At 35.7% G+C, this 21386-nt stretch carries 19 protein-coding genes and 1 riboswitch; of the genes, 9 read left to right on the top strand and 10 right to left on the bottom strand.

Going from position 1 to position 21386, the window contains the following annotated elements:
* Positions 1-39 precede the first annotated feature (39 nt).
* Complete coding sequence (locus BFG57_RS08420) at positions 40-1266, top strand: MFS transporter (protein ID WP_069717042.1); 1227 nt, start codon at positions 40-42, stop codon at positions 1264-1266.
* A gap of 175 nt (positions 1267-1441) precedes the next feature.
* Here BFG57_RS08420 and BFG57_RS08415 read toward each other — a convergent pair whose 3' ends face one another.
* Entirely contained in the window at positions 1442-1681 is a 240-nt protein-coding gene (locus tag BFG57_RS08415; protein WP_069717041.1) for a YhdB family protein, read from the bottom strand.
* Positions 1682-1881: 200 nt separating this feature from the next.
* Between BFG57_RS08415 and BFG57_RS08410 the strand changes: the two genes are divergently transcribed.
* A complete protein-coding gene (locus BFG57_RS08410) occupies positions 1882-2406 on the top strand; it encodes a type 1 glutamine amidotransferase domain-containing protein (protein ID WP_281186638.1) in 525 nt (174 codons plus the stop codon).
* 17 nt (positions 2407-2423) lie between these two features.
* On the opposite strand, the gene BFG57_RS08405 is transcribed toward BFG57_RS08410, so the two are convergent.
* Complete coding sequence (locus BFG57_RS08405; protein WP_083249139.1) at positions 2424-3173, bottom strand: YkgJ family cysteine cluster protein; 750 nt, start codon at positions 3171-3173, stop codon at positions 2424-2426.
* A gap of 219 nt (positions 3174-3392) precedes the next feature.
* Here BFG57_RS08405 and BFG57_RS08400 point away from each other — a divergent pair, with 219 nt between their 5' ends.
* Positions 3393-4805 (top strand): SpoVR family protein, encoded by a 1413-nt coding sequence (locus tag BFG57_RS08400; RefSeq protein WP_069717040.1) that lies wholly within the window; start codon positions 3393-3395, stop codon positions 4803-4805.
* Between the two features lie 191 nt (positions 4806-4996).
* The gene (locus tag BFG57_RS08395) at positions 4997-5692 is read left to right on the top strand and encodes a hypothetical protein (RefSeq protein WP_069717039.1); all 696 of its coding nucleotides are present in this window, start codon (positions 4997-4999) and stop codon (positions 5690-5692) included.
* 63 nt (positions 5693-5755) lie between these two features.
* On the opposite strand, the gene BFG57_RS08390 is transcribed toward BFG57_RS08395, so the two are convergent.
* Genes BFG57_RS08390 through BFG57_RS08370 form a run of 5 tightly spaced genes read right to left on the bottom strand, consistent with a single transcriptional unit; the run spans position 5756 to position 9480 of the window.
* Complete coding sequence (locus BFG57_RS08390) at positions 5756-6781, bottom strand: ThiF family adenylyltransferase (RefSeq protein WP_069717038.1); 1026 nt, start codon at positions 6779-6781, stop codon at positions 5756-5758.
* Positions 6774-7544 carry a thiazole synthase gene (locus BFG57_RS08385; RefSeq protein WP_069717037.1) on the bottom strand — a complete coding sequence of 257 codons (771 nt, stop codon included), beginning with the start codon at positions 7542-7544 and terminating at the stop codon, positions 6774-6776. The genes BFG57_RS08390 and BFG57_RS08385 overlap by 8 nt, the downstream gene beginning before the upstream one ends.
* 1 nt (position 7545) lies before the next feature.
* On the bottom strand, positions 7546-7749 hold the full coding sequence (gene thiS, locus BFG57_RS08380) for a sulfur carrier protein ThiS (RefSeq protein ID WP_069717036.1): 204 nt from the start codon (positions 7747-7749) through the stop codon (positions 7546-7548).
* Between the two features lie 6 nt (positions 7750-7755).
* Positions 7756-8877: a glycine oxidase ThiO gene (gene thiO, locus BFG57_RS08375; RefSeq protein ID WP_069717035.1), complete on the bottom strand. Its 1122-nt coding sequence runs from the start codon at positions 8875-8877 to the stop codon at positions 7756-7758.
* Between the two features lie 6 nt (positions 8878-8883).
* On the bottom strand, positions 8884-9480 hold the full coding sequence (locus BFG57_RS08370; RefSeq protein ID WP_069717034.1) for a thiamine phosphate synthase: 597 nt from the start codon (positions 9478-9480) through the stop codon (positions 8884-8886).
* Positions 9481-9559: 79 nt separating this feature from the next.
* Positions 9560-9659, bottom strand: a riboswitch (TPP riboswitch).
* 367 nt (positions 9660-10026) lie between these two features.
* Here BFG57_RS08370 and BFG57_RS08365 point away from each other — a divergent pair.
* The gene (locus BFG57_RS08365) at positions 10027-11328 is read left to right on the top strand and encodes a purine/pyrimidine permease (RefSeq protein WP_425388486.1); all 1302 of its coding nucleotides are present in this window, start codon (positions 10027-10029) and stop codon (positions 11326-11328) included.
* Between the two features lie 188 nt (positions 11329-11516).
* On the opposite strand, the gene BFG57_RS08360 is transcribed toward BFG57_RS08365, so the two are convergent.
* Entirely contained in the window at positions 11517-12602 is a 1086-nt protein-coding gene (locus BFG57_RS08360) for an SDR family oxidoreductase (RefSeq protein ID WP_069717033.1), read from the bottom strand.
* 520 nt (positions 12603-13122) lie between these two features.
* On the opposite strand from BFG57_RS08360, the gene BFG57_RS08355 reads away from it, so the two are divergent.
* Positions 13123-14865: a 5'-nucleotidase C-terminal domain-containing protein gene (locus tag BFG57_RS08355; protein ID WP_069717049.1), complete on the top strand. Its 1743-nt coding sequence runs from the start codon at positions 13123-13125 to the stop codon at positions 14863-14865.
* Positions 14866-15823: 958 nt separating this feature from the next.
* Here BFG57_RS08355 and hmpA read toward each other — a convergent pair.
* Positions 15824-17041 (bottom strand): NO-inducible flavohemoprotein, encoded by a 1218-nt coding sequence (gene hmpA, locus BFG57_RS08350; RefSeq protein WP_069717032.1) that lies wholly within the window; start codon positions 17039-17041, stop codon positions 15824-15826.
* Between the two features lie 344 nt (positions 17042-17385).
* On the opposite strand from hmpA, the gene BFG57_RS08345 reads away from it, so the two are divergent.
* From BFG57_RS08345 to BFG57_RS08335, 3 genes are read left to right on the top strand one after another with little or no spacing between them, the layout of a single operon-like run.
* Positions 17386-17955 (top strand): TetR/AcrR family transcriptional regulator, encoded by a 570-nt coding sequence (locus BFG57_RS08345; RefSeq protein ID WP_069717031.1) that lies wholly within the window; start codon positions 17386-17388, stop codon positions 17953-17955.
* Between the two features lie 20 nt (positions 17956-17975).
* Complete coding sequence (locus BFG57_RS08340; RefSeq protein ID WP_069717030.1) at positions 17976-19259, top strand: HlyD family secretion protein; 1284 nt, start codon at positions 17976-17978, stop codon at positions 19257-19259.
* A complete protein-coding gene (locus BFG57_RS08335; RefSeq protein ID WP_425388485.1) occupies positions 19237-20433 on the top strand; it encodes an ABC transporter permease in 1197 nt (398 codons plus the stop codon). The genes BFG57_RS08340 and BFG57_RS08335 overlap by 23 nt, the downstream gene beginning before the upstream one ends.
* A 127-nt stretch (positions 20434-20560) precedes the next feature.
* Here BFG57_RS08335 and BFG57_RS08330 read toward each other — a convergent pair whose 3' ends face one another.
* Entirely contained in the window at positions 20561-21181 is a 621-nt protein-coding gene (locus BFG57_RS08330) for an NAD(P)-dependent oxidoreductase (RefSeq protein ID WP_069717028.1), read from the bottom strand.
* Positions 21182-21386: the final 205 nt, after the last annotated feature.

Raw genomic sequence — 21386 nt, 5'->3', positions numbered from 1 at the left:
AAATGGAGTTAAGTTAATAAACGAAAGATGGTGAACGAAATGGACCTAAGGAAAGATAAACGGTTTATTAAGATGATGTTGGCTAATATTTTTTCATCAATTGGCTCTGGAGTGACGTTAATAACTGTTCCTTGGTTACTTATATCAAAACAAAATGGAGAGGTGGTATTTGGTTATGTTTCTTTTATGGTTACCTTATTCATGTTTATCATTACACCGTACATCGGGTTGTTGGTTGACAGAGTATCAAGAAAGAACCTTCTTCTAATTGGAGAAGTAGGTGGTGCAGTTATTGTTCTTTGCATGGCATTGTTAGGATTAATTAACGGTGAGTTTGTTACTTGGCAACTTATTCTCATATTTGCTACTGGTGCTTTGTACTATAATTTATTTTATCCTACGATATTTGCCTTTAACCAGGAGATTTTTTCAAAAGAACAATATGAGACTTTGAATGGAGCCATGGAAGTCCAAGGTCAATTATCTGCAGTTATCGCTGGTGGAGTGGCAAGTCTTATTATCGGAAAAATAGACTTAGTATGGATATTAATCGTTGATGTATTATCATATATTGCAGCATTTTTATTACTTTATATGATTCCATATGAACGTTCAAATGTGGAAGAGAAGGAGAGCATATCTTTTAATAAAAAATTGCTGAGTGGATTCACTTATATGAAAAAGACGCCACCATTAGCTCTATTCCTATTTGCATCTTTCTTGCCTTTTATAGTTGTAATGGTTACAAATTATGTATTTCCAATTCATATCAATCAAACACTTCAAGCGAGTGCAACGATATACGGAACGAAGGAGATGATCTATGCGGTTGGAGCAATTTGTGCAGGTCTATTAATACCAAAAATGATTCATAAGTTAGGAAAAGAAGAAACAGTAGTCACAACCGTTGCGCTCTTTGCAATAGCAATGTTAATCATAACCACTATACCAAATGCAATGTTGCTAGTAGGGATTTCATTGATTATTGGGTTTGGAAATGCTGGTTCAAGAGTAAGTAGAAATATTTTGATTATGGAATTAATACCTAACGAAATTGTAGGGCGAGTCATGAGTGTCTTTCGTGTTATCGGAATGGGATTGAGGTTAATCTTAATTGGCGCATTTACGTTTATTATTCCACAATTCGGTACAATTGTAGCTTTAGTAATCTTAAGTATAATTTGTGTCCTATCAGTATTCATTGTGATCGTGTCAAAAGTTGCAATGAAGAAAACATTCTTAAAAGGGACAGCAACTGTAAATTAATTAAAAAGGATTTTAACTCTCCTTTCATAATAATTGGAATGAGGAGTTTCATTATATGATGAATAAATAAAATGAACCCTTCTCATACTTTAATTAGTTAGTATATACAGTAATGATATGATTGGATGAACTTACATTAGTGGTGGGGAAAATCACCTCTAATGTAAGCTGTATATTAATAAACTTCAGTAGCAACAATTGGGGTTGCTTCAAGTGCATGGTCAAGATACTTAAAAAGTGTTTCTGTTTTGCGATTGATGACACTTAAGTCATATTCAAAATGACAAGCGTGTAAAAAATGCTCAATTTTCTTTGAAAGTAAATCATCCTTTGTTCGAACCATTAGCAATAATAAATTATCCCATTCGTTGCGATAGATGTAATATAACGCTCGATCGTAATCAACAGTCCCCATATGACATCTCCCCCTGTTTGATTGGGTTGCTTTTAGTGTGTGCTCCTGCTGATAAAAGTTCACGTTGTAAATCATGGCGTTCACACTGTTACATACCAATTAGACCTTTTCATAAAAAAATATTTGGAATGAATGAGTAAGTATGTATAAATCACAAGTTAAGGACAGTGTCTTATTCATTAAGTAAGGAGTGGTTGTAATTGAATAGTGTTGCAAAGGTAGCGGTAGTGATGACACATATGTTCGAAGATGTCGAATATACAGGTCCAGCTGAAGCATTGAGGAACGCTGGTCATACATTGAGTGTAATTAGTCATATTAAAGGAGATACGTTAACTGGAAAGCAAAAAGAAGTACAAGTGAAGTCAGATGCGGGAATCGATCAAGTAAATCCTGAAGACTTCGATGCTTTGTTTATCCCCGGTGGTTTCTCACCAGATAATTTACGTGTAGATGAACGGTTTGTACGTTTTGTAAAGCATTTTATGTATACGAAAAAGCCAGTATTTGCAATTTGTCACGGACCACAGCTTTTGTTAACAGCTGGCACAGTATCTGGCCATAATATGACTGGTTATAAATCAATTCATGAGGATTTACGATATGCAGGTGCAAATGTGTTTGATGAAGAAGTAGTTGTTTGTGAAAATTTAGTCACTAGTCGTGGACCGAAGGATATTCCAAAATTTAACGAAGCTATCGTGAACGCTCTGAAGAAAATATAAGTAAAGAAGACCTGTCATTAATGTGACTGGTCTTCTAACTCACGCTTTAGATGGTTTGGCAAGTAATCATATTCAAATAAGTCATCTGGGTAATTTATGGTATTAATTTCCTCCCCATTCGAGAGCAGGACTTGAATAAGCTCGTTAAAGGCTTGGAAATAATATTCGTGTAAGAATTCATAACTAAATGGTTCTTTAGGTACTAAGTTATTCGCGCATACTTGTGGTGAACCATAATTTAAGTACGTACGACAAGGTGTCGGACGTGCTTTATAAGCGACACATGTATTTGTCTTTGTATTAAGCATTGGACATGGTAATTGCTGAGTGATATATTTCTTTTTAAAGTCCGGATCTTCATGGAAGTCTAATGAACATACTTCATTCATTTTATTTTCATGCTCAAGGAAATATTGGTTTAAGTGAGCTAATACACTTTTTCTATCCTCAGCAGGCAGACTGTTAATATGAGATAAAATCACTTTTGCTTCAAGCTTCGTTACGATGATTGGGAAATAACAGCAAAAAGCACAGCCTTTAAAACAAGTTGGAGATATATTTACCTGTTCTTCAATTACTTCTATTTGTTGATCGAGTGATTTCAATAACTCACGATATGCAATCACAACAAGCTGATCTGCATCATGTTCCTCATCTTGAAGTAATTCATCAACTTTTTCATAAAAAGTCGACTCATCTGGCATATATTTATCATTAATTGTTTTACATACATTAAGAATTTGTTCATATGTTAATGGTTGATTCACACATAATCACTCCTTATGAATAAACGCAATTTCTATCATACAGGAAAAATGTGCAGATGCGAATAGCAATGATTGTTAATCACCGTTTGTTCGAAAAAAAAATAATGATAATTCGTCCCGTTTTACATTTGTAAACGGGTTTTCTGTTTCTTTCCACATGTTCTCCATATCTGCTTCATAAATTGAACATATAGGTACAACTCAAAGGAGAGATGGAACATGGAAACAGAAGAGCATAAAGGGCTAGCATATGCAATTGATGAAATTACGGAGATTGCTAAAGGGTTTGGACTTGATTTTTTTGATATGCGTTATGAAATTTGCCCAGCTGAAATCATTTATACGTTTGGTTCATATGGCATGCCAACTCGTTTCTCACATTGGAGCTTCGGAAAGCAATTTCATAAGATGAAGTTGCAATATGATTTAGGTTTAAGCAAGATTTATGAGCTCGTTATAAATTCAGATCCTTGTTATGCATTTCTACTTGATACGAATAGCCTTGTGCAAAATAAGTTAATTGTGGCGCACGTGTTAGCACACTGTGATTTCTTTAAGAACAACGCTCGATTTATGAATACGAAGCGAGATATGGTGGAAAGTATGGCCGCAACTGCACAACGTGTCTCAAACTATGAACATGAATATGGGAAGCAAGAAGTAGAGGAGTTTCTCGATGCAGTTCTTGCAATTCAAGAACATATTGATCCGTCTATTTTACGTCCACAGCTTGCTTGGTCAATGGAAGATGATGATGAAGAAGTAGAAGATGAAATCATCACACCATATGATGACCTATGGAAATTAGATGGGTCACAAAAAAGAAAAAATAAACAACAAAAAACGAAGAAGAAGTTCCCGCCTAATCCAGAGAAAGATATCCTGCTCTTTATCGAAGAATATAGCCGTGAATTAGAAGATTGGCAACGTGATATTTTAACGATGATGCGGCAAGAAATGTTGTATTTCTGGCCACAACTAGAGACGAAGATCATGAACGAAGGCTGGGCTTCGTATTGGCATGCACGTATTTTACGTGAAATGGATTTAACGAGTGATGAAGCAGTCGAGTTTGCTAAATTAAATGCAGGAGTTGTGCAACCGTCACGTACATCGATTAACCCTTATTATTTAGGTTTGAAGATTTTTGAAGACATCGAGGAAAGGTACAACGATCCAACAGAAGAAATGAAGAAGCGTGGTGTGAAAGCTGGCTCTGGAAGAGAGAAGATGTTTGAAGTACGTGAAGTTGAGTCTGATATTTCCTTTATACGCAATTATTTAACGAAGGATTTAGTCATGAGAGAAGATATGTATTTATTCCAAAAACAAGGCAGGGATTATAAAATTGTAGATAAGGAATGGGAAGCGGTGCGTGACCAGCTTGTCAACATGAGAGTTAATGGTGGCTTCCCGTATATTACGGTTAATGATGGCGATTATTTAAAAAATGGAGAATTGTATTTGAAGCATTGGTTTGAAGATATCGAGCTTGATTTGAAATATTTAGAGAAGGTTCTTCCGTACGTTTATCAATTATGGGGAAGAGCTGTGCATATGGAAACTGTTGTTGAGAAGAAGGATGTTTTGTTCACATATGACGGCAAGAATATGCATAGAAAGTATTTGTAGATATTGAATGTTAAATGGGCTGCTGATTAATCAGTAGCTCATTTAAATTTACTCATTAATGTAATAAATTCACCGAAATCATATTGATTACTTAGAGGTTCATCTTTAAAATTGGAAAGTATAAGGATTTCAAGAAAGTTTAAGTATTACATAGTAAAGGTTGCTTTAGGATTGGGGGAGAACGTAAATAGATGATCAAAAAGATGCTTGTAAGTATGTTGATATTTACATTAATTCCAATTGCCGTATTAGTTTGGATTTTAGTATTTCGAGCATTAGCAGATAATCCATCGAATATACAAGAATTATTTACAAAAAATGAACCTACTAAGTTTGTATTTCAGGAAGAAGAGCCTGTTTCTAATTCATTAACGAGTGAGAACAACATGAATACAACTGAAGTAACTAAAAAAGAAGAACCAGTAAAAGAAGTAGTTACAGGTAAAGGTTCATTAAAAGGAACGATTACTTGGCAGTATAACGATTTTGTAGGCACCAAAGGTGATGTTGATGCGAAAATTGTATTAATCTCTGAGACATTTGATAGTTCACGATATAGTGACGATGATTTATCGCTATTAACATTTGGAATTACAGTAGGTATGGAGGGTGTGTATGCGGTAAATGCGGATGGATATGGGCATTACGAAATGTCTAATATTCCAGCTGGTAATTATGTATTACTTGTATTATCCAACAAAACAAGAAGGAATATGAAGGAACCAATTGATAGTTATACACAGCAAACATTACGGAAAGTATTAAACATAGGGAACTTCAATGAGTTTGGATTTCTGAATTTAAAGAAACATACTGTTGAAGAGATAATGATTAAAGAAAACGAAACGACGAACTTTAGCCATGACTTCGGGTACACATATATTTAGAGTTGTGAAATTAAAGTTATAAAAATAAACCCGAGCAAAATTTGCTCGGGTTTCTTAATGTTATTAAGAATATATCAATTGCTCGTAGAGAGATTCTGCTTCAGCAACATCCTTTGTGCCATGAAGTAGTACACGCCCATCAGAAAAGATGACGACTCTTTTATTTTCAGAAAGGTGTGCATGAATGATGAATTCATTAATAGCGACTTTGTTTGTCATTGTGGAAAGATTTCTTTCAATTCGTGCTCTGTCGAATTTCTTATTATGAGCTGGACGAATTTGAATCGTATCTCTTCCACAAAGAACAGCTAGTTTTGTTTTCTGTTGATGGTTTAAGTATGGAAATGAAGCATGTTCTCCACAAGACGGGCAATCGACTTTTCTGAGACTTTCCATCTTAATAGAAGAAGAATGATTTTTCCATAAATCTGTATATAGTAACGTATTACGAAGTTTATCCTTATTACCTGTTAGTAGCTTCATTGCTTCATTCACTTGATGAGCAGTAACCCATTGGATGATTGGTGAGATAACGCCGACAGTGTCACACGTTTCATTGTTTGTTGGAATGGTATCAGACATGCATGTTAAGCAGGGTGTAACATTCGGGATGATCGTATATGTGATTCCAGTGCTGCCCGTTGCTCCACCGTATATCCAAGGAATATCGTGTTTCTGAGCCAGATCATTTATAAGGAAGCGTGTTTCAAAGTTATCTGTAGCATCCATTATTAGATCAATCTTATCAAGTGAATGTGATGTGCTATAATCGAAAAAATCAGCAACAATAGGTTCAATTACAACTTCATGGTTTATCTCGTTAAGTCGTTTTGATGCGGCGAGTGCTTTCGGTGTGCCTGCTTTGGCATCAGCTTCAGTATACAATTGTTGACGTTGTAAATTGCTCCACTCAACATAGTCGCGATCAATAATTGTTAATTTGCCGACTCCTGCGCGTGTAAGCATTTCAGCAATGCTCGTTCCTAATGCTCCAGCACCAACGATAAGCACATGGCTGTTCGTTAATTTTACTTGACCAGCTTCACCAATATCGCTAAAGCGAGTTTGTCTTGAATATCGATCATTCAACCTTACTCATTCCTTCTAGTGGACTGCTTGCAGTTGCATATTCCTTCTTAGGAATTCTGCCCGCTTCATATCCCATTCGACCTGCTTGTACCGCTAATTTCATCGCTTCAGCCATCTGGACAGGATCGTTTGCGCCTGAAACAGCTGTATTCAAGAGCACTCCATCAGCACCAAGCTCCATAGCCTTTGCAGCATCAGCAGGTGTACCAATTCCAGCATCGATGATTACTGGTACGTTAACAGTCTCAATAATGTATTTTAAGTAGACAGAGTTAATGATACCTTGGCCTGTTCCGATTGGAGAGGCACCTGGCATGATTGCATGAACTCCGAGCTGTTCAAGTCGTTTGGCAAGAACGAGATCATCTGAGATATAAGGAAGAACAGTAAATCCTTCTTCCAATAAGATTTCACATGCTTTGTACGTTTCGATTGGATCTGGTAAAAGTGTCCGATCATCGCCAATGACTTCAACTTTAATCATGTCACATAACCCTGTAGCTTTTGCTAATTTTGCAATTCGAACCGCTTCTTCTGCAGTTGCAGCACCAGCTGTGTTTGGAAGTAATGCGTATTGATGAAGGTTAATCTGTTCTAAGAAATTTGGTTGATTTGGATCTGCAATATTTAAACGTCTCACAGCAAATGTAAGGACTTCTGTTGCAGATGCATCAACTGCTTGTTTTTGTGTTTGTAAGTCTGGGAATTTACCAGTCCCAAGTAATAAACGTGAGTTAAATTCATATTGACCTATTTTTAACATATTAACCGCCTCCTACAAAATTTACGATTTCAATAACATCATTGTTTTTAAGAATTTGTTGATGATAGTTATTTTGAGATATGATTTCTTTATTTTGCTCAATGACAATAATTTTGTTTTCTAAATTATAATGATGAACTAAGTCTTGAAGCGTATTCACACTCTCAGGTATGTTGATGTTTTCCCCATTGACGATGATTGTCACGCTCGTTCACCTCCTATGCATTATTTCTTTAGGTGTAAAGGCAGTTAAGTCTAAGTCATACTCTTCTCCATCAATAAATGAAGTTATAATTTCTCCCGTAATCGCACTGAGTAGTATCCCATTTCGATGATGTCCAAATGCATACCATAGATTATCAATGTTAGGTGCTTTGCTAATGTATGGCATATGATCTGGGGTTGTTGGTCGAAGTCCTGCCCACATTCTATCAATCTTTGCTTCTCCTAATGCCGGTAATAAGCATTTTGCGGTATTGAGTAGCTGGTGAATACCGTTTACAGTTGGAGTTGTATCATAACAATAAGGTTTTTCTGTTGCTCCTATATAGATTTCATCGGCTGTTTTCGGTGTTAAGTAACAAGATTCTGTGAAAACAGTTGTATGTAAAATAGGTGTGGATACTTTAAGTGAAAGAGCTTCGCCTTTCAAAGGATATAGTTCGAGATTGTTAGAGTGACTTATTGCAGGATTATTTCCCCATACTCCCGTTGCAACGACAACATGATCAGCTTTATACGAACCGTTTGATGTGATTACACTAGTGACTTCCTGCCCGTCTCGGACAACTTCAAGCACCTCTTGTGCTTCTTCTATCTTTGCACCATATCGTATAGCACCCATAGCAAAAGCTCTTACTAGTGGATAAGGAGATACTTGAGCTTCATTTGGAAAATAAATCGCACCTTTTATGCTTTCACTTAGACTCGGTTCTAACGAGAGTGTATCAGAGGTCGATAACATCTGTGCTGTTTCTCCTTGAGCTTGTTGCCAAGCTGCTGTTTTAGAAAATTGAGCAAACTCATCATCAGAGAGTGCAGGTTTCATCGCTCCATTTACTCGATAGCCGATATCAATACCTGTTAGTTCTTTGAGTTCTTGATGTAAGTCAGGAAACAATAATGCACTGCGTCTAGCTAAAGGATAAATAGGGCTGAATTCTTTAAGTTCAGCTTGAACCCCTAACATACCTGCAGCAGCAGAAGAGGATTTTAAACCGATTTGGTCTTTTTCTAATAAGAGAACCTTCTTACCTGCTTTTGATAAATAAAAGGCAATTGAACAGCCAATAACGCCTCCACCAACGATTATCACTTCATATTTTTTAAGCATCTATGATCATCCTTTTAAGAGTTTATGAATGCGTAAGGCAAGTTCTTCAGGATCAGGATGTTGCATAATACCGTTCATCATTGCAAAGCCTGAAGCACCTGCGGACCGAATTTTCGATAAGTTGCTATGATTAATACCACCAATTGCAATAATTGGAATTGAAATTGATTGACAAACATCTTGCAGAGTGGATAATCCTCTTGGCTGAAGTCCTTTTTTACTGTTTGTATCAAAAATGTGCCCGAATGTTATGTAATCTGTACCCTGTATAGCTTTCCGATGTGCGCTTTCAATCGAATGCACTGAGCTACCTACTAGTAAGTGAGGATACTGTTGTTTTATTTCACGAATATTGTTTATATGTTCTGGAAGATGCACACCTCCTAATTGAAACCTTACTGCTATGTCAACATTAGTATTCATGATGATTTTTTTAAATGGAATTCCGTGCTGTTCAAATTGTTGCATCCACACTTCGTACATTTGTAAAGGTAACTGTTTTTCACGAATGTGAATGTAATCAACATAGGGTTCTATTTTTTTGATTGTAGAGAGAACAACTGGAAGTGGTTGCTTCCCATTTGTGAGGACATGGAAATCCATTATAATCTCCTCCAAAAAAAAGTAAAAAAGCCACTTTCACTAAGGAAAGTGGCTTTGATCACATACATACGTATACATATATCATCTTCAGTAACTTCCCTACGCTGGTGTAAACCAGATCAGGTTCAAAGAGTTCGGACATGTCCGTCTCAGCCCATAAGGCACCCCTAGTACAATTAGAATATTCATTTTTAAGAAAAAAGAAAGTCATACATTCGAAGCTTTCTAGCTTCAAGCGCTTGACACTTTTGTTAATTATCATATCACCGTTGGTGTTTATTAACAACCCTTATTTCATTATGATTTGGAAGAGAATAATGGAAGGAAAACATAACAATATTATACATATATGATGGTTCGATATTTATTATAACTGATTTTTAATTCACGTTCTGTTAAACTATGAAAGGATTTACAGAATGGTTCACCTTAGGGTAATTCGTGTTCTGATACTTACTATTGATTAAAGGATTTGGAGGAATATAAGAAAGAGTACCTTGATAATAAAGGTAATTGGATTTTTAAATTAATGATTGAGGTGGAATTATATTGAGGACACACATCTTGTCGTCTTTTCAATGGATGCTATTTATTGTTTCAGGGAATATTGTAGCTCCAATTGGAATTGCTTCAATGTATGGTTTATCAACTGAAATGACGGTTGAATTTGTTTCAAGAACGTTTATTGTATTAGCAATATCGGGCTTGTTACAAGTATTGTTTGGACATCGTTTACCTATTAATGAAGGACCTGCAGGATTGTGGTGGGGAGTGTTCACTCTTTATTCAAACCTTGGTCTCGTTCTATTTGGTTCACAAGCTGAAACGTTACGTGTGCTTGAGTTTGCATTAATTGTAAGCGGAGTGATTTGTATATTATTAAGTATGTTAGGATTGTTAGATAGATTAGCAAAATACTTTACTCCTGTCGTAACTGGTACATATTTGCTCCTATTAGTTGTGCAATTAAGTGGGTCATTTTTAAACGGGTTGCTCGGTGTAGATAGTATAGACGGTAAAGTTTCTTCTTCAATGATGATTGTTTCTACTATTGTAGTTATCTTCGCATTTTTATTTACTACCCATAACCAATTAAAGAAGATCGGTATTATCGGAAGTCTTACTATCGGATGGATTATCTTTGCAATGGTTGGATACGCAGATAAGATTGAAGTACCTGATAAACTGATTAGCTTACCAGAAATCTTCGTGTTCGGAATTCCGAGAGTAGAGTGGAGCATTGTTCCAACAGTTATCTTTGTAACGCTTTTGTTAATAACAAATATGCTCGCAAGTGTAAAAATAGTTGAAAGTGTTTTTAAATTGGAGCATGTTAATTTTGAAAAAATTTCAATTAAGAAAACAGGAGTATTGATGGGGGTCGGACAAATACTTGCTGGTTTATTTTCAGCGATTGGTCCTGTTCCGATATCGGGCTCAGGTGGATTCATTGCTTCAAGTAAAATTACAAGTCGAATTCCGTTCATAATTGCCTCAAGTTTAATTATAGTAGGTAGTTTGTTCACACCATTTATCACATTTATCGCAGCCTTGCCACCAGCAGTCGGTTACGCAGCTATTTTTCCAATATTCGCTAGTATGATTTCTCTCGGGCTGAAGGAAATCGTTAATGCTTATAATGTAGAGGATGCAGTGAGAAAAGTAGGTGTTCCATTATTTGCGGGTGTAGGTGTTATGTTCGTACCCTCTCAAGCTTTTTCTACTCTTCCACCCATAGTGAGCTCATTGTTAAGCAATGGATTAGTGTTTGGGACGCTCATCGCTTTATTTATAGAAATAGCTAGTAAGCGTGATTTAGAAAAAAGTAAAACAGTGCGTATTCCATGAAAGATAAGTATAAACTGAGTTTTGTCATAAAAGAATGTAGTTCATAATCAAAGTTAATATACGTGAACATATATAATGAGGGAGGTGTAACACTATTAACAATTATAGTGTTACACCTTTTTAATTGAAGAATATTTAGACTAGTCTACGTATAAATAGGTAGGGTGATGATCAAAATTACATGTTACTTATTTGATTTGAATATGTTTAGTTTCATCATCCTTGTGGATTCGATAATATTCAACCATCTTTGCTACTGTTTCCTTAAAATCAGGACATTGAATTCCAGATCCTTCTAGATCACGAACTGCATTTGTCGTATCATAATGTGACTTACATGTGAAATAATCTAAACCCTCCCGTTCGATCTTTAGTCGTTTTCGAAGTGGAGGTATGATAAGAAATGACTTAGCAACTGAAAGAGGTACAGTTGCTTTAGGCGATTGATTCAAGTATTCTTTCATTAACATTCTATACACTTCACGCATGGGATAAGGAGAAGGGTCTGTTAGGTGATACGTTTGTCCGATTGCTTTGTCTACATGTGCTAAGTATATAGTTGCTGAAATTACGTAATCAACTGGAACGAAATTTCCTTCTACACGACCACTCCCAAAATACGGGATGTAAGGAGATGCTTTTAGTGCCTCGAACATGTTTAACATAAAATATGGTCCGTCAAACTTTATGGTTGCACCTGTTTTCGAATGACCTTTAACAATGCCTGGTCGAATAATCGTCGTAGGTACTTTTGAAACAATCTTTTGTACTTCTATTTCAGCGACGAATTTTGTTTGTTCATAGTGATTTTTGAACGTTTGCCCCTCATCTAAATCTGTTTCAAGAATGTTCCCTTCTCTTCTTCCAGAAACGTAAGCTGTACTGAAATATACGTAACGTTTTAAATTATTAAGCGTTTGGACCCAATCATTGACCATTTTTGTTCCATGGACATTTATTTTTTCAGCAAGTGACTTTGGAACGGCTATATCATAGATAGCAGCAAGGTGGAAGACGTGTGTAATCGATTCTTGAAGTATAGGCATTAATTCAGACGCAATATTTAAGTCTTTTTTTGTAATATCTCCTGTAAGGATCGTTAGTTTGCTAGATTCAATAGGTATGTTATGAAGTGATTCTTCTGCTTGTTTAAGAGTTTGAGGTAGGACAAGGAGGTAGATGTGATTAATTTGATGCTCTTCTTTGACTAACTCTTTTAAAAGTGATGAAGTGATAAAACCAGGAAAACCAGTGAAAAAATAATTATTTTTCAATACATTCAATCTCCTTTCATTCTCAGGGAAATAAAATAATACATTAAAAAAATAATTGTGATGTAACTTTCTATAATAATAGTAGTTACAAGTAATTATAGAAAATTAAATTATGGAAGTTTATCTATATTATATCAATTCTCAAAATAAAAAGACTGAATTTTTAATATTTTATTAAAATATTGTTAGAAATTACTGTTATAATAAGCTTTTTTAAGTAGATTATTTTCATTAATTGGTAGTAAGGGATGCAATACTACTATAATTATTATGGCGTTTTTACCCATATAAGGGTTAAAATAGGATGTTATTTTCAGAGAGAAGTTAGGTTTATATTAAATTTCATTTTTTATACATAGTATTCAAAAATTAAACGTTTACATCCTATGTAACTTGTTATTATAATATGAGTGTACAGAATTCTAGTAAATAACTATCATAGAATTCTAGATAAAATTTGAACAATAAGGAGAGAACAGCATTGGTGAAAAAATGGGGTAGTACCTTATTATCATTAACTATGGCTATGTCAATTGGCTTGCCATTAGATGTAAATGCAGAAGAAGTAGACAAAGATGTCAAGAAGCTTACAATCTTGCATACAAACGATGTGCACGGTCGAGCAGATGAGGGTAAATATGATGGCATGGGCTTTGCTAAGCTATCAACTCTTGTTGAGCAAGAACGTTCAGAAAATGAAAACGTATTATTGTTAGATGCAGGAGATACAGTACACGGTACAACTTTTGCAACACTTGTAAAAGGCGAAAGTATTGTTGATGTAATGAACGTAGTTGGTTATGATGCAATGACTGCAGGAAACCACGATTTCAACTATGGTTATGAGCGGTTATTAGAATTAGAAAAAATGATGGAATTCCCATTACTATCAGCTAACGTTGTAAAAGAAGATGATTCATTATTATTAGATCCTTATATTATTGAAGATGTTGATGGACTTAAGGTTGGTATCTTCGGTTTAGCAACACCTGAAACAAGCTATAAAACACATCCGAAAAATGTTGAAGGGTTAACATTCACAGACCCAGTAGAAGCTGCAAAAGATATGGTAACAGAGCTAGAGACTCAAGGTGCTGACATTATTATTGCACTTACTCACCTTGGTATTGATGAGTCAAGTACAGAAACAAGTATAAAGGTTGCTGAAGGTGCACCTGGTATTGATTTAATCGTTGACGGTCACAGCCACACAACACTTGTAGAAGGTATGCAAGGTGAAAATGATACGTTAATCGTTAGTGCTGGGGAATATACAAAAAATCTTGGTGTAGTAGATTTAACGTTTGAAGACGGAGAGTTAGTAACGAAAGAAGCTTCACTTATTTCGAAGGAAGAGGCGTCTGACGTCCAACCTAACGCAGAAGTAGAAGCAGCAATTAATGAAGTGAAGACTGAACAACAAGAAGTGTTAGCTGAGGTTGTAGGTTCTTCAGAAGTTGTTCTAGATGGTGAGCGTGAACAAGTACGTGCTGGTGAAACAAACCTTGGTAACTTGCTTACAGATGCAATGCTTGATTTAACAGGTGCAGATGTAGCATTATCAAACGGTGGCGGAATCCGTGCTTCAATTGATGCAGGTGAAGTTACTAAAGGCGACATCATTACAGCATTTCCTTTTGGAAACTATATCATCACGAAAGAAATGACAGGTAGCGTTATTAAAGAAGCTCTTGAGCATGGTGTAAGTGCATATCCAGAGCCAAATGGTGGATTCCCACATGTTGGTGGTATCTCATTTGCAATTGATACAGCTCAACCAGCAGGTGACCGTGTTCACTCAATTAAAGTAGCTGGACAACCAATTGAAATGGATAAAACATATGTAGTTGCAACAAATGACTTCACTGGTGCAGGTGGAGATGACTACACAATGTTTGCTGACCTTCCAATCAAGAACGAATTCGCTGCATTAGATGAAGCTTTAATCGGTTATATGAATAAGCTTGGTAATGTTAACCCAACAGTAGAAGATCGTATTGTTGAAGCAGCAATCAAGGTAGAAGATACAAAAGAAAATAACGGTAAGAAGCCAGAAAAAGATAAAGATAAAGACAAAGGTAAAGATAAAGAAAAACCAGCAAAACCTGAAAAACAAAAATTATATGTTGTTAAAAAAGGCGATACACTATCTCACATCGCAATCAAACATGGTACAACATGGCAACAACTACAGCAATTAAACGAAATGAGCAATCCACACCTTATCTTCCCTGGACAAAAAATCGAAGTTCCAGCGAAATAAGTAAGTAGAAAAAAGCTTATAAAAAGCACTCTATCGAGTAGACATTGAGAAGTCTACCGCTAGGGTGCTTTTTTATGATAGGAATGGTTGTATAGTCAGTTGTAAGCACCGATTGTGGTTGTACTTGAATACTTAGGTTGGAGGTTTCATTCATATTAAGAAATCGTATATATGTTTTGATAATGATATCTGTAATCAGAGTGTGTATTTTCTAATAGAGTAAGTTTAAAAAGAAGCCATTAGTATAGTGTTGATTTGAACTGTAGATTCAAAAATTATTACTTTAATACACAAACAAGTCTAGTATGATTTGAACTAAGTTGTTAACTCGTATTTCTATCTTTTCTAAGAAGATTGAGAGGTTAAAGTTTATTATCTTAATTCTATTACCTTGTAAAAATGAGGGGTGAGATGCTCGTAAATAATATTTTTATTCTAATTGTTTATGGGGTTTGTATGTAATGAATAGCAACTGTTTTGTGTTTTATTCTAATCTATCTAATTTAGCTTCTCCAAAAATATTTTCTCCTGTTATCTGTAACCAGTCGATAACATTCTCTAATTTGATGATGGATATTTATATTAGACAGACATGCAGAATGGAAAGTCTTATTTTTTTGAGGTTTTGAATTAATAGGAGTAGTATATCTTTTCTTGCTGTTTCATTATAAATAATAACCTAGATAATTGAATATCATCTATTTCCTTCAGTATGTTAAACGTTAAAATCATGATATGAAATATCTTAATGCACTGATTTTCTTTTACTTGATTACTAATAGTGAATATTGGTTTGTTAATGGATTGCTCAATAGTACTAGTTTCTTGTAGTCTTAATAAACATTCCATGATAACACGTAGATAAAGGCTCTACCTCTGTATATCGAGATAGAGCCTTCTTGCTTCATATTCTTATTTGCATTATAACGAAATCATTTAAACATATTAATTTTAATAATTATTCTAATTCTCCAGCGGGCCCGAAGAATTCAAAATGAATGTTTTCTGTTGGGACACCAATTTCTTTTACTGCTTGATTAATTGCTTTCATGAATGGAAGTGGGCCACAGAAGTAAACGTCTGTTTCTTTCGTTGTAATAAGTTCTGCTAACCATTCTGTATTAATATAACCTTCTTTATCGAATGCTTGATTAGCACGATCTGCTTCTGTTGGATGCTCGTAACAAACATAATTCGTAATGTTATCACTAGAAGCAACTACTTCAGCAACTTCATCCTTTAAAGCGTGGAAATGGTTGTTAATCGCAGCATGAATAAATGTTGCTTTACGTTCAGGTTGTTCTTTGGCAACTGTTTTTAACATTGGGATGAACGGTGTTTGACCAATTCCACCACTAATGAATAGTACTGGTGTTTCCTTAGTAGTATCAAGTGTAAAGTCACCAGCTGGCGCAGTAATTTCTACTACATCACCTTCGTGTACATGGTCGTGTAGATATGTGGATACAACACCATCAGGAATTTCTTCCTTCGCACTTTCACGTTTGACGCTTATACGATAATAATCGCCATTTGGTGCATCAGATAAACTATATTGACGAATGCTTGTGTATTCTTCACCAGGAACATTAACTTTAATACTAATGTATTGTCCAGGTGCAAACGTTGATATGCTTTGACCATCTTCAGGTTTTAAATAGAATGAAGTGATGACATCACTTTCTTCTTCTTTTCGAGCAAGGATAAATTTACGGAATCCTTCCCAACCACCTACTGCAGTTGTTGCTTCTTTATACATATTTGCTTCAACACTGATGAACACATCTGCAATAGCACCATAAGCTTCTCCCCAAGCTTCAATTACTTCATCTGTTGCCGCATCTTGAAGCACTTCTTTAATCGCGAGCAATAAATATTTTCCTACGATTGGGTAATGCTCTGGTTTGATTTCTAAACTACGGTGTTTATGACCGATTTGTTTAACAACTGGTAAGATTGCTTCAAGATTATCAATATGTTTTGCTGCAGCGTACACAGATGCAGCTAATGCTTTTGGTTGTTGACCTACTTTTTGATTTGTTTGATTAAAAACATTTAAAAGTTCAGGATGGTCAGTAAACATTAATTTATAGAAACAACGTGTGATAGCTTCACCATGTACTTCTAAAACAGGTACTGTTGATTTAACGATATCTATTGTTTTTTGACTTAGCATAGGGAATCTCTCCTTCAAATGTTTTAGGATTATTGTTTATAGGTGATGTTCAAAAAGTCCTGAAAAATGACTGTCGAATAACTGCATTGGCTTGCTTTTCCGCTCCTCATGTACCTACTAACATACACTCAGGTGCTCACTACCTCGCCGTCTTGTTCTTCTCTGCCCAATTTGTCCTCCTTTTTGAACATGTTCTTATAGTTGTATTTTACGAGGTAAACATAATGGTGGTAGTGATAAAGATCACTAATTATTAAATGTTTGCTTTTTTTTTTTATCTGTGCTAAATTATTTTTTATCAATTGACCAAAAAACTAATTCGGTCAATTCGGAGGTGGTGTGTGATGAATGAGCGTCAAGCCAAAGTAATTGAAGCTGCAAAGAAGTCTTTTTCAATGTTTGGTTATAAGGCAACGACAGTTGATCAGATTGCAAAAATCGCAGGCGTAGGCAAAGGGACTATTTATACGTATTTTTCGAACAAAGAAGAATTATTACAAGCAATCGTTCGAACACTTGTTAGTGAAATGCGAGAAACTGCGGATAATGCTGTTGAGCCAGATAAGTCGTTTAGTGAAAACTTGCATAAAGGAATTTATGGAATTTTAATATACCGTAAAGAACATGCATTGCTATTGAAGCTTGCAGATGAAGTAAGAGAAATAGGTACGCAAGCAGCAAAAGATGCACTACAACAATTTGAGAATGAAGTAGTTAATTACATTAAAAAAAGACTAGATGTAGCCATTGAAAAAGGGAAATATACAGATTGTCATACAGAACTGGTTGCATTTGTGATGTACAAAACTTACATCTCACTTGTTGTTGATTGGGAAAAAAATCATGAACCACTTTCAAATGAAGAAGTTTTGTTATTTGTTAAACAGTATTTTCTAAATCGGTTAGAGTATTAAAACAGTGGGGGAGAAAGAACTTGAAACATCTTAGATGGATTGTATTTTCGGTTATGGCTGTATTGATTGGGATTGGCGCAACATTGGTGGCGGTGAATAGTGTAGAAAGTAGCACAGGAAGCACATTATCACAACCGACAGCTTATCTAGAAGCAGATACAGTAGATGCAAGCTTTAAAATTGGTGGACGTATTACAGAAATTTTAGTTGAAGAAGGGGAACCCGTTAAGAAGGGGCAAGTGATTGCACGTCTTGAAAGTAAAGAGCTTGAAAGTAAAGTTGCTCAAGCAGAGGCAGCTGTAGCACTTACTCAAGGAAAAGTAGCTGAAGCGAATGCTGCGAAACAAGCAGCTCAAGCTCTTCAAGTAAAAGGTCAAAATGCTGTTAATGTAACATCATCTACAACAGATAAACAAGTGCAACAAGCAGAGGCTGTTGTAAAAGCAGCTGAAGCAAAGGTTCGAGCACTTGAAAGTGGAGCTCGTCCAGAAGAGAAGAACCAACTGAACAGTAAGTTAGTCGCAACAGAAGAAGCATTCAAAATTGCTGAAAAAAACTATAATAGTATGCAAGAGGTCTATAACGAGGGTGCCATCTCACAATTTCAATTAGATGAAGCGAAAATACAATATGAAACAGCAAAGGCAGAATATGAAGCTGTAAAAGAACAACAAGCAATGGCTGAAAGTGGTCGCACAGAAGAGGTTGAAGGGGCGAAAGCTCAACTTGAGCAAGCGAAAGCTGCATTAGCTCTTGCCCAAGCAGCTCGAGGTGAAGTAAGCATTCTTCAGCAAGATGTTGCAACTGCTGGTGCACAAGTGCAGCAGGCACAAAGTGCAATTACATCTGCAGAAGCAAGCGAACAACAAGCATTAGCTGCATTAAATGAGGCAAAAACATATTTAAGTTACTCAGAATTAAAAGCACCTACTGATGGTGTTATTGTTTCTCAGTCAGCTCAACTTGGAGAATTGGTAAATACAGGTTACCCAATTTTCACTCTTGAATCGAATGAGAAGCGATGGGCTAAATTTTATTTCCCTGAAGATGAAATTACTGATTTAAGTGTAGGAGATGCGGTAACAGTTAGCATTCCAGCGTTAGACCAAACGACTAAAGGGGTAATTAAAGTTATTTCTCCAGTTGCTGACTTTGCTACAAAAAAAGCTTCGCAAAGTGCTGGAGAATTAGATGTACGATCTTTTAGTGTGAAAGTTGAGTTTACTAGTTTGCCAGACAAAACATCTACAGGCATGACGATGCAGTGGATTGGGAAACAAAATGGTGAGAGCAATGCAAATTAAGGTCGGCAATGTCATAACAGAAGAATGGCGGAATATATTTAACGATCGGCGTTTATTCGCCGTTCTTTTCATTGTACCTTTGTTATATACGCTTATGTTTGGGTATCTTTACTCTAATCATCGCGTAACTGACTTAACGACAGTCGTCGTCGATCATGATGAAAGTCAGTTAAGTAGAGAAATCATTCAATATTTTGATCAAAGTAATTCTTTAAAAGTTACTGAACGATTGTTTTCTGAGGAGGAAGCAAAAGAAGCGTTAGCAGATGAGACAGCTCGAGTAGCGGTTATCATTCCTGAAGGATTTACAAAGAGTATTAAAGACGGTGAGGTTTTACCTGTTCTTACTCTAATTGATGGTAGTAATATGTTAATTGCTAATTCAGCAACTAGAGCAGCGAATGAAGTCATTTCAACCGTAAGTGCGGGAATTGGCGCTGAAAAGTTACAAAAGCAAGGGGCACGAATGGAAGAAGTAACGTCAACATTTCAAACTGTCCCATTCCGTTCAAGAGTTCTCTATAACCCAACATTTAACTATAGCGAGTTTTTAGTATATGGATTGATTGGAGCAGTATTACAGCAAGTCCTTTTACTTGGGATAGCTTTAACAGTGACGAGAGATAAAGAGAGTGGAGCATGGCATAGGTTTATTGCATGGCGCCATGTACCTTGGAGAATTGCTTATGCCAAAACCGTTCCTTATTTCCTAATCGGAATGTTCAACACGTTTTCAACGTTGTTAGTCGCAATTTATTGGTTCCAATTACCGTTAAGAAGTGTGTTTTGGCCAGTAATTTTGTTAGCTGTAACGTTTACATTTGCTTTACTAGGAATCGGCTATTTATCAAGTTTACTTTCTTCAAATCAAGTAGGCGCAACGCAAATAACAATGTTAATAGCTCTTCCATCATTTTTATTGTCAGGTTTTACTTGGCCATTTGAAGCAATGCCTAAAGCATTGGAAGTCATTGGTCATCTATTGCCGTTAACATATTTTCTCGATGGAGTACGGCAATTGTATATCAAAGGAAGTGATTTTTCTTCAGTTTGGTATGATTGCTTGATGTTAGGGTTAATGGGCTTAGGTACGTTCTTTGTTGCATTTGTAATTTCAAGCATGCAAAGGTTTTGGACAGGAAAGCAAGAAAAAGATACGAGTCTATCAGCATAATTAAAGCACATGGGTTCATTATGAATTCATGTGCTTTTCTTAGTGTATTGAACTTATTTAATCAAAGGGGTTTGAAAACTGAGAGATACGGTTCCTCATCAGAAGTGGGAATTTTGTTTTAAAGGTGCTAATATGCTATACCGACACGCGTTCTTAAATAGTTGTTATTGTAGATTTGATTATATGCAAATAGTGCTGTGTCAGCTACATGGATTTTACTTCCGTTTAAAGGAAGGAGATTTTTTTCAGCACGACAGGTACCGATAAGTTCACCATCAGGTAGATAGGTTGGGCAAACGATTGTCCAATTCAAAGTGGATCGATGTAATACATTAAATCCTTTGTGATGGTCTTCGGCTGCTCTAGTACTTTTTCGCTTAGATTCTTTCGATTCGTAACGAAGTTTTCCGTGTTCATATCGACTATTTAAAATACCAGCGGTTCCGATTGTAATAATTCGTTTAATTCCTTCTTCTAACATTGCTTGAACGATAAGTGGCATACTTTTTGAAATCGTGTTGTTTCCATCTGTATTCAGTGCACTAACAACAACTTCACAACCATTCATAGCATTTTTAAGATCAGGTAACGATAGTGCATTCCCTTTAAATAAGGTAAGTTTTGGATTTTTGAACGGTATTTTTTCTGGTGAACGAATCAAAGCATGAACTTCTAAATTATCTTTAATTGCTGTTTCAAGAATAACTTGTCCAGTTCGTCCAGTTGCTCCTAGTAAACAAACTTTCATTTTTTTCAACTCCTTACGACTGTCATAGTCTTTCGTCTATTAAGAAAGTTAACTAAGTTTAGTAAAAGTGCTGTACTCATCCACTTGAAACCTTCAATGCAAGAATTACTTGGTTCACTCAAATTACAATTATTAGATTGATGAAATGATATTATCCATTAATTTAAGATTTATGTAGTGTTGGTGGATAACATTTCATTTTTCG

The sequence above is a fragment of the Bacillus solimangrovi genome (assembly GCF_001742425.1).
Classification (GTDB): Bacteria; Bacillota; Bacilli; order Bacillales; family Bacillaceae_N; genus Bacillus_AV; species Bacillus_AV solimangrovi.
Note: the sequence above shows the minus strand (reverse complement) of the source record. Positions and strands in the feature narration are given on the sequence as shown.